The sequence below is a fragment of the Actinacidiphila oryziradicis genome, assembly GCF_005047355.1.
Taxonomy (GTDB): Bacteria; Actinomycetota; Actinomycetes; order Streptomycetales; family Streptomycetaceae; genus Actinacidiphila; species Actinacidiphila oryziradicis.
The window spans coordinates 43,895-52,632 of the sequence record NZ_SUMC01000058.1 but is presented as its reverse complement, the minus strand read 5'-3'; the positions used below and the strand labels follow the sequence as shown (position 1 = coordinate 52,632).

The 8,738-nt window shown below is 71.0% G+C and carries 9 protein-coding genes and 1 pseudogene; 2 read left to right on the top strand and 8 right to left on the bottom strand.

The window, feature by feature from the left end; translation table 11 throughout:
* Positions 1-213: 213 nt before the first annotated feature.
* From FCI23_RS60650 to FCI23_RS37635, 3 genes and pseudogenes are all read right to left on the bottom strand, one after another.
* A pseudogene (locus FCI23_RS60650) lies at positions 214-1,124 on the bottom strand (transposase); the annotation flags it as partial.
* Positions 1,125-1,329: 205 nt separating this feature from the next.
* Positions 1,330-1,851, bottom strand: coding sequence for a hypothetical protein (locus FCI23_RS37640; RefSeq protein ID WP_246144461.1), 522 nt, complete (start codon positions 1,849-1,851; stop codon positions 1,330-1,332).
* 174 nt (positions 1,852-2,025) lie between these two features.
* Positions 2,026-2,553, bottom strand: coding sequence for a GNAT family N-acetyltransferase (locus FCI23_RS37635; RefSeq protein ID WP_136728662.1), 528 nt, complete (start codon positions 2,551-2,553; stop codon positions 2,026-2,028).
* 210 nt (positions 2,554-2,763) lie between these two features.
* Between FCI23_RS37635 and FCI23_RS37630 the strand changes: the two genes are divergently transcribed.
* Positions 2,764-4,425: a M48 family metalloprotease gene (locus tag FCI23_RS37630; protein ID WP_136728661.1), complete on the top strand. Its 1,662-nt coding sequence runs from the start codon at positions 2,764-2,766 to the stop codon at positions 4,423-4,425.
* Between the two features lie 23 nt (positions 4,426-4,448).
* Complete coding sequence (locus FCI23_RS37625; protein WP_136728660.1) at positions 4,449-5,570, top strand: DUF4034 domain-containing protein; 1,122 nt, start codon at positions 4,449-4,451, stop codon at positions 5,568-5,570.
* Between the two features lie 151 nt (positions 5,571-5,721).
* Here the strand turns inward: FCI23_RS37625 and FCI23_RS37620 are convergent, their stop codons facing one another.
* Genes FCI23_RS37620 through FCI23_RS60640 form a run of 5 tightly spaced genes read right to left on the bottom strand, consistent with a single transcriptional unit; the run spans position 5,722 to position 8,623 of the window.
* Complete coding sequence (locus FCI23_RS37620; RefSeq protein WP_136728659.1) at positions 5,722-6,180, bottom strand: hypothetical protein; 459 nt, start codon at positions 6,178-6,180, stop codon at positions 5,722-5,724.
* Positions 6,177-6,344 carry a hypothetical protein gene (locus FCI23_RS57015; RefSeq protein WP_169317102.1) on the bottom strand — a complete coding sequence of 56 codons (168 nt, stop codon included), beginning with the start codon at positions 6,342-6,344 and terminating at the stop codon, positions 6,177-6,179. Before FCI23_RS57015 ends, FCI23_RS37620 begins: the two co-directional genes overlap by 4 nt.
* On the bottom strand, positions 6,341-7,117 hold the full coding sequence (locus FCI23_RS60645; RefSeq protein WP_246144460.1) for a metallophosphoesterase: 777 nt from the start codon (positions 7,115-7,117) through the stop codon (positions 6,341-6,343). The genes FCI23_RS57015 and FCI23_RS60645 overlap by 4 nt, the downstream gene beginning before the upstream one ends.
* On the bottom strand, positions 7,107-7,856 hold the full coding sequence (locus FCI23_RS37610; RefSeq protein WP_136728658.1) for a thioesterase II family protein: 750 nt from the start codon (positions 7,854-7,856) through the stop codon (positions 7,107-7,109). Before FCI23_RS37610 ends, FCI23_RS60645 begins: the two co-directional genes overlap by 11 nt.
* Entirely contained in the window at positions 7,853-8,623 is a 771-nt protein-coding gene (locus tag FCI23_RS60640; protein WP_246144463.1) for an ABC transporter ATP-binding protein, read from the bottom strand. The genes FCI23_RS37610 and FCI23_RS60640 overlap by 4 nt, the downstream gene beginning before the upstream one ends.
* Between the last annotated feature and the right edge of the window lie 115 nt (positions 8,624-8,738).

The following is an 8,738-nucleotide window of genomic DNA, read 5'->3' as shown; positions in this document are numbered from 1 at the left end:
GGGGGTTCACGTAATTCACCCGTCCAGCCTTTCCCTCGCCTGTTGCTCCCCGATGGCCGGAGAACTCTTGGGCTTGAACGCTCAGCTTCACACCCCGCCGTTACCGGCAACGCATGTGAGCGCGGGAACGGATTTTGGACACTAATCCGGGGTCAGCACATGTCTCCTTCCTTCGCGGCTTTCCCACTTAACGTGTGCGGCTTCGTGTCGCACCTTGATCTTGTTGATGCACCGCTCCACGGTGTTGCGCTGTTTGTACAGCTCGGCGTCGTGCGAGACCGGGCGCCCGCCCCGCGCCCCCTTCTTCCTCCGGTTGGCCGCCTGGTCCGCCTTCTCCGGGATCACCGCCTTGACCTTGCGTTTCCGCAGATGGACGCGGTTGGCCCGGGAGGAGTACGCCTTGTCCGCGGCCACCGCGCCGGGCCGGGTGCGCGGGCGCCCGACCGGCCCGCGCACCCACACCCCGGCCAGCACGGCGGCGAACTGCGGGCTGTCGGCGACCTGCCCGGCGGTGACCACGAACGACAAAGGACGGCACCGCCGGTCGGCCGACAGATGAACCTTGCAGGTCAAACCGCCACGGGAACGGCCCAGGGCCGCCGCCTTCAGCCGGGCCCGCCGCCGACGCCGCAACCGGCGGCGCTCCTCGCGCTCCGCATCGGGCTCGGCCTCGGTGTCCTCCGGCGGGGTCACCGCCTCGGCTGCGACCTGCCCTTTTCGCACCTTTCGTGCGCCCCCTTTTCGGCCTCGGCGGCCCGCTCCAGGGCGACAAGGACCTCCTCGTCCACGACCATGCCGGCCGCGTCGTGGTGGGCGCGGGCGGTGGTGGAGTCCACGCTGACCAGGGACAAGTCCGCCTGCCCACGGCGAGCGGCCTCGGCGATCACGGCTTCCATCACGGCTGCGAACACCCCGGCGTCGCGCCACTGGGCGAACCGGTCGTAGACCGTGGACCAGGAGCCGAACACCTCCGGCACGTCCCGCCACGGGCTGCCGGTGCGGAACCGCCAGATGATTCCCTCCAGCTGATCGCGCAGGTGCTCCGGGTAGGGGCCGTACTGCCCGATCGGCAGGTGAGGGCAGATCAACTCCCAGTCGTCGTCGTTCAGTTCACGTCGCGCCACACCGGTGTTCTACCAGCTCAACCACGATCGTCGGTACCGGTTGGGGAAACCGAGATCACGACTCCGAACAGGCCCTAGGTCGGATGCGGATCCATAGGCGTGATTCAGACGGGACCAGTCCAGTGTCATGCCCGCGATCATCCCAGCCGCATCCGACCGGCACCCCGTGCCTCACCAATCCCACCAACAAGATCGTGTCACGATTTCATAGCGCTGTTCGGGCGCATTGCACCGCCCCGCCCAGGCATGCCATGAAAATGGGGGGAGGTGTTGACCATGAACATGGACTTGCTTTCTGGCCCCGTAGAGCAACTCTCAGCGTGGCGTCGAGGTCCAGGACCAGGCCGGGAAGTTCTCGTCCGCCGGCCTGGACGGCCGGTATGTCCTGGCCGGTCTCGGCGGCCTGCATCCAGGCGACTTCCCGGGCTGAGGCGCGGGCCGCTCGCACCGAAGCGAGTACTGCCCCGTCGGTGTCGGCGAGCAACCGCCAGGCGGTGGGCGTGGAGGCGACCGGTCCGAATACCTCGCCCTGGTCCCGCAGCACGGCCAGATCCGCTATCGCCTCACTGCCGTCGGCGAGCATCACCGCGAAATCGGTGGCGGTCCGACCTGGATCGTGCCCGGTGCCACGCGGTCGCAGCGGCCTGAGCGCAGTGGAGTAGGCGGTGGTCAGACCGGCGGCATCGGCAAGATCCGCCAGCAAACGTGCGCCCGCGTGCCCGACCACCCCCGAACCGTCAGTGGAGACGTGGAGCTTGGGACGAGAACCGATACCCTGCACGCAGATAGCGCCTTCCGCTTGGACCGACAGAACCCCTCGACAAGGTTCATCGTCCCAGCTCAGAAGGCACTTTCGTATTTCCTCCCCGCTTCCGGCCTCATCTCAACCGAAACGGCGAGGTTAGTCGCCGAGGACCCGCTCCCACAGCAGCCCGTCCCGCCAGCTCCCGTCGAGAAAGATCGAGGAGTGCGCGACGCCGTACGGGCTGAACCCGTTGCGGCGCAGCACCCGCTGCGACGGCAGATTCTCCAGATTGGTGGACGCCTCGGCGCGGTGCAACCCGAGTTCGTCCGTCATCACCCGGAGTACAAGCCCGACGGCGTGCCCGGCGTGCCCTTGATTCTGGGCAACGCTGGCGATCCAGTATCCGACGGAGCCGCGGCGCAGGTGCGGCTGCAGCAGGATGCCTCCGACGGTGACCTGCCCTATGACCTGGTCGTCGGCAAGCACCACGCCCGGCCAGACCGCGCCGGCCCGGTATCCGGCCAGCAGCCTGTCGATCCGCTCCGCCTGGCCCTCCGGGGTGAAGAAGTCGGCCGGCTGGGCCGGTTCCCACGGCCGGAAAGCCTCGAAGTCCCGCACCCGATGCGCGACGATCGCGGCGACGTCGGTGGGCTCGATCAGGCGGATCCTGGTGCCGCTGCGCATGCGCTGATCCTCGTCGCGGTGCGTCGGATGACACGGCCAGCCTATGCGAGGGTGGCCCGGCCGTCACCGCCGCCGTGTCCTCGGTGCCGTCGGGGGCGGGGGGTCCGGGTAGGCCGCCACCCAGTACGATCACGGGCGCCGCGCAAGCCGGCCAGCGGCTCATCACACCTCCACCCCAGGTGATCGTCCCCATAACGAGGAAGAGCGACCATGCGCGGCACTGCGCCCCCGAACCGCATCGAGCGCGGCGGCCTGAGCATCTCTGTCCGAGCCGCGCTGGCTGTCGTCCTGCCGGCCGGCTTCTACCTGCTGGCCCTGGGCATCGTCGTCGGCACGGTCGCGGTGGACGTCGCCCTGGCCGAGCACTCCAACTATCCGTTCAGCGTCGGAGCGTTCAAGGTGTACTTGGCCAGCGCTCTGCTCGTCTACCCGGTGCTCCGGGTGGTCTTCCTCTCACGCCGCCCGAGGCACGGCGCCCCGGCCGTAGGACTGCCCGTCACGCCCGAGGAGCAGCCGGAGCTGTGGGCCAGGGTCCGGCAGCTGGCCGAGCGCACCGGGACCCGCCCGCCCGCCGAGATCCGGCTGATCGCCGAGGTCAACGCTGCCGTCAGCGAACAGTCCCGACTGCTCGACCTGCTCCCCGGCAGGCGCACCCTGGCGATCGGCGTGCCGCTGCTGATCGGCCTGACCGAAGCGGAACTCGGCTCTGTCCTCGCCCATGAGTTCGGCCACTACAGCAACCAGGACGCCCGGTTGGGCGGGCACGTGTACGCCGGACGCCGGGAGGTGCTGCGCACCGTCGGCGATCTGCACCGGCGCGCCGACCGCAAGCAGGCCGAGCAGCAGGCGCAACTGAACGCCGTGGCCGCCGCCCGCCGCGCCAAGGGCAGGAAGATACGGAAGCGGCTGGCCACCGGCGGCCTCGACCGGGTGCTGGCCATGATCTTCGCCGGTTACGCCAAGCTGTACGTCACCGTCTCCGAGTCGGTGAACCGCCGTCAGGAGTACGCCGCCGACCTTGCCGCGGTCCGGATTGCCGGCCGCGACGTGACCGCCGCCACCCTGCGCAAACTCCCCTCGCTGGACGCCGCGTTGAGTTTCTACCTGGACCATTACGCGATGCTCGGGTGGGAGGACGGGCTGCTCCCGCTGCCCGGACAGGTGTACGGCGGGCTGGCGAATCTGCTGACCGATCCCAAGCGCCGGCAGGAGCTGACCGAGCTGCGCCTGGAACTGCCCGAGGACGAGCACGACCCCTACGACTCGCACCCACCGATCGCGGCCCGGGTCGCCGCCGTCGAGTCCCTCCCACCGGACGGCTGCGGCCCGGACACCTCCGGACCTGCCCTGGGTGTACTGGCCCGCTCCGAACAGACCCTCGCCGCTCTGGAGGCGGTCACCCTGCTGCCGGAGGCGGCGGCGATGAGCCGGCTGGACTGGCCCGAGCTGGCCCATCGGGCAGGCTGTGCCAGGCACACCAAGGGCGCGGAGGCACTCCGACAGGCCGTCGGCGCAGTGAGCCCGGGGGCCGCGTTGGCCGCCGTCCTGGACGCGGTGGCGGCTGGACGTCGCTGGGAGCTCGCCGACCGCCTCCCCAAGAGCCCTCAAGCCCAGGCCGCCACCGGACGGGCCGCTCAGGAGTTCACCCGCCCGGTGTTCCGCTCGGCGCTGCGCGACCTGGTGATCCTGGCCCTCGCCGAGACCGGCGCGGCGCGCTGGGAGCTGTCCTGGTCCGAGCCGGTCCGCCTGCGGCTGGCGGACGGCCTGGCCGAGGCGCTGCCACCCGCGCTGGACGCCGTGATGGCGGACCCGCAGGACGTCACGGCCCTACGCACGCTGCTTGCCTCGACCCCGCTTTCCCGACTCCTCTGACGCCCCGACAAGAAAGCCCCATCATGGATCTCCTCACCTCGATCGGTGGTGGCACCGGTCTGATCCTGGTCACCGCCGCCTCTGCCTACCGCAAGGCCCGCCTGGCCCGCCGCCCGGCGCCCGCTCCGCCGCGGACCGGTGGCCGTACCATCAACCCGGCCGACTACGGTCTGGTTCCTCGCACCGGGCTGATCGTCCAGGGGAATGAGATCACCCCCGAGGTGGCCGCCGCCCTCGAGGCCGCACGGGTCGGCGACTGGCGCCCGGCCGCCGGCTACCTCGGCCGGCGCGGCACCGACTGGGACCTGGCCTGGACGCGGCTCGGCCCGTTCCACGACCTGGTGCTGGAGGACGACCGCTGGCTGCAGGCATGGCGCCAGGAGCAGCCCGACAACGCGGACGCTGCCCTGCTGCACGCCGACGGGCTCGTCGGTGTCGCCTGGCAAATCCGCAGCTCGAAGCTGGCGCCCGAGGTGAGCCGTGAGCAGTTCGAGGGTTTCCACCGAGTGTTGCGGGAGGCAGAGCAGGCGGCCTACGAAGCGATCCAGCTCGCGCCGACGCACGATCCCAACCCGTACGTGGTCCTCATCGCCGCCGCGATGGGTCTGAACTGGCCCAACGACCGCTTCCGCGCGCTGTGGTCGGAGATCGCCTCCCGTGCGCCCCAGCACTGGCGGGCACACGACCGCGCGCTGCAGTACTGGTGCCAGAAGTGGCACGGTAGCCATGAGTTGATGCACGGGTTCATCGACAACGCCATCGCCACGGCCCCCGCCGGCAGCCTGCTCCCGATGCTCAAACTGGAGGCCTTCCGTGAGCAGTTCACCCGCGATGACGAGCCGATGACCGCCTGGCAGCGTCCCGAGGTGACAGCTGCGCTGGACACCGCACTCGCGGACCTCGCCGCCGCCGACCCCGCGCACCCGCGCCTGATGGCGGCCCGTGGCTGGCTCGCCTACGGCCTCACCAGGAACGGCCGGGGCGCCGAGGCCACCGAGCAGTACCGTGCCCTCGGCAACATGGTGACCTGGCCGTGGAGCGGCTTCAACGACCCGGTCGGCAGCTTCGTGGGCATGCGGGCGGACGCCGTGCTGGCCATGCTCGAGGCGCAGGCCGCGGGGGCGGGATCCCACGCCGCCAGTTGAACACCTCCCGCTGACTTTCCCGCTCCCTTGGAGCCCCGCCGGCAGGGCCCGGCGGGCAGGGCCTGGCCGGCCGGACGGCCCCCAGCCTCGTTCAGATTGACCAGGCCGAGTCGTATTGTCATGGTGGCTTTGTACGTGGGACTCGGCCCCGTCATCCCGCGCGTCCCGGGCCTTCCGCCACGTCGGCCGCGGCTGGATTGGGGGCCGTGGTGATTCCGAGCAGCGGTTTGAAGGGCGGGGGCAGCATGCCGGGTTGGTCGAGGAGATCCCACTGACAGCCGGGGATCTGCTCGTCCGCAGCGCGCAGTGCTTGCCTCATCAGCAGCAGGGGCAGTGTGGAGTTCGCGTGATCGGCGGGTGACCAGCGGCGGTCGCGCAGCACGTCCATGACGTAAATCCCGGCCAGCATCCAGCGGCCGGATGTCCACTCGCTGAAGGCGTCGCCGAGCTGCCCAGCATCGAGTTCGGCTTCGAGGCGCTCGCACAGGCCCAGGGCCCAGTCCCGGGTCTCCTGCGCGGTCTGCCAGGCCGCGTGGAAGTCATCGAGGGACGCGGTGTCGGCCAGGAGACGGAGGGTGTCGCGGACATGGCCGTCGGGGACGGTGGTCATCCCGCCGTCGGGACGGAAGATCGTGGGGCGTCGGGAGCGTCCTGGAAGGTGTGCTCGGCCAGAGAGGCGATTGGGTTCGCGGCCGTGCCCGGCTGCAGGGCGCGGAACAGGTCCCCGAGTCCCTGCGGGTCGATGGCGGCGCCGCCGAGGAACATGGTGGTCACTGCGGAGGTGGTGGCGTCGTCAGCGGTGAGTGGTGTGGGGCCGGGGTTGTCGTCCAGGCGGCCAGTTCCGGCGGGGGCCAGGACAGCCCCATACCGTGAAGGTGGCGCGCGATCCGTGCGTCGATGCGCCGGGCCCGGGCCGGGACCAGAGTCATGGTCAGCTCGGCGGCGACCGCCCGGTCGGCGATCCGGGCCGCCCGCTCCTCCGGGTCCTCTGCTGGGTCGTTGTCCTCTTCGGGTTTCTCGACGCTGAGGACGACGCGGTCCACGGCGGCGCGGAACGCGGCCCGTACGGTGGCCTCCGGCACCGGCAGGCGCTCGGCGAACAACAGGAGCGCGAGATCGGCCGGGCGCCGTCCCCGCCCGCCATGCCGGGCGAGTCCGACCACCAGGTCGAACGCCTCGGGGGCCGGCTCGGAGGTGCTGCCGTAGCCCCGTCCGCGGGAGGTAGGCGTGTACGGGTCCTCGGGGGTGAGGACGCCGAGGCTGCGGCACAGGTCCACCAGGTGGCGGTAGCGCGGTTCGCCGCGCAGGCCGAGCGGGTCGCTGTCGTGGGTCCACAGTTCGTGGTTGCCGGGGACCCAGACAACCTGGGCGAAGCGGTCGGCGAGCAGGCGCAGCGTCCACTCGATGTCGGCGGACCGCTCGCCGATGTCCCCGGCGACCAGCAGCCAGTCGCCGTCGTCGGTGGGCCTGATCCCCTCGACGACCGCGCGGTTCTCCTCGTAGGAGACATGGAGATCGCTGACGGCGAGCAGACGGCTACCGGACATGCGCGTTCAGCCGGTCTCGGAGGATGCGGATCACGGCTTCCTGATGATCTGCCAGGTAGAAGTGGCCGCCACCGAACACCTCCAGGAGGAATCCGGCGGTGGTGTGATCGCTCCACTGACCGGCCTCGGCCAGGGTGACCTTGGGGTCGGTGTCGCCGACGAGAGCGGTGACGGGGATGTCCAGCCGCGGGCCGGGGTGGTGGATGTAGGTCTCCACAGCCTGGTAGTCGGCGCGAAGCGCCGGGAGGACCATGGCGAGGATCTCCTCGTCGTCGAGTGCGGGGTTCGCGGTGCCGTTCAGGGCCCGCAGTTCTGCGACGAGACGATGGTCGGGGGCGAGGTGGAGGCGTTCGTCGCGGTGGGTGGACGGGGCACGGCGGCCCGAGGCGAACAGGGCCAGAGGAGCTCTGGTGGTTCCGTCCTGTCCGAGTCGGCGGGCGACCTCGTAGGCGACGACCGCGCCGTAACTGTGGCCGAGGAGGGCGTAGGGGCGGTCGGTCCAGGGGGACAGCGCGTCGGCGACGTGGTCGGCGAGGAGATGGAGGTCGGTGAACGGCTGCTCCCTCAGCCGGTCGTGGCGTCCGGGGTACTGGACGGACAGCACCTCGATGCCGGGGGTGAGTGCGGCGGACAGCGGGAACCAGTAGCCTGCCGCGCCTCCGGCGTGCGGAAAGCACACCAGGCGGATCCCGGCGTCGGGAGCGGGGTGGTAGTTCCGGATCCAGGCGTCGTCGGTCATGCCAGGGCTCCTCCGGGGACGGCCGCGAGCAGTTCGCGGGTGTACTCCTGGGCCGGGTGTGCGAAGACCTCTTCCACGTCGCCAGTTTCCACCACCCGGCCGTCCTTCATCACCACGATGCGGCCGCTCACGTGGTGGACGACGCCGAGGTCGTGCGAGATGAACAGCAGGGCCACTCCGGTATCGCGTCTCAGGTCGTCCAGCAGGTCGAGGATCTGCGCCTGGACGGACACGTCGAGTGCCGAGACCGGTTCGTCGCAGACGATGACGTCGGGTGACGGGGCGAGGGCGCGGGCGATGGCGACGCGCTGGCGCTGGCCGCCGGAGAGTTCGAGCGGACGGCGGTCCAGCAGGGCGGCCGGCAGGCCGACCCGGTCGAGCAGTTCGGTGACCGCGGCCCGGCGTTCGCGGCCACGGCGCGGTCCGGTGAGGGCGACCGCCTCGCCGATCACCCGCTCGACGGTGAACCGCGGGTCGAAGGAGCCCAGCGGGTCCTGCTGCACGGCCTGGATCCGGTGCCGGGCCGCGCGTCGGGACCGCTCGGGGATGCCGCTCCACGGGCCGCCGTCGAAGCGTACGGCGCCGGCGTCGGGCTCGGTCAGGCCGAGGACGATACGGGCGACGGTGGTCTTGCCGGAGCCCGACTCACCGACCACGCCCAGAGTCTCCCCGGCGCGCAGCCGGAAGGACACCTCGCGTACGGCGTAGTACGACGTGGCGTCCGGGGCCCGGAAGCGCTTGGAGATGGCGTCGGCCTCGACCAGCACCTCGCCCGGTGCGCCGTCATGGCGGGCGGGCTGCGGGACGCGGAGGGTAACGGCGACGGGCTGTGCGGGGTACCAGCACAGCGCGCCCTGGCTGTCGCGCTCGGGCAGGGCCTTG

What these genes read in the sequence shown, in the direction of transcription:
- FCI23_RS37635 (WP_136728662.1), bottom strand. Translation starts at nt 2,553, where the DNA reads ATGCGCAGCGGCACCAGGATCCGCCTGATCGAGCCCACCGACGTCGCC.
- FCI23_RS37630 (WP_136728661.1), top strand. Translation starts at nt 2,764, where the DNA reads ATGCGCGGCACTGCGCCCCCGAACCGCATCGAGCGCGGCGGCCTGAGC.
- FCI23_RS37625 (WP_136728660.1), top strand. Translation starts at nt 4,449, where the DNA reads ATGGATCTCCTCACCTCGATCGGTGGTGGCACCGGTCTGATCCTGGTC.
- FCI23_RS37620 (WP_136728659.1), bottom strand. Translation starts at nt 6,180, where the DNA reads ATGACCACCGTCCCCGACGGCCATGTCCGCGACACCCTCCGTCTCCTG.
- FCI23_RS60645 (WP_246144460.1), bottom strand. Translation starts at nt 7,117, where the DNA reads ATGTCCGGTAGCCGTCTGCTCGCCGTCAGCGATCTCCATGTCTCCTAC.
- FCI23_RS37610 (WP_136728658.1), bottom strand. Translation starts at nt 7,856, where the DNA reads ATGACCGACGACGCCTGGATCCGGAACTACCACCCCGCTCCCGACGCC.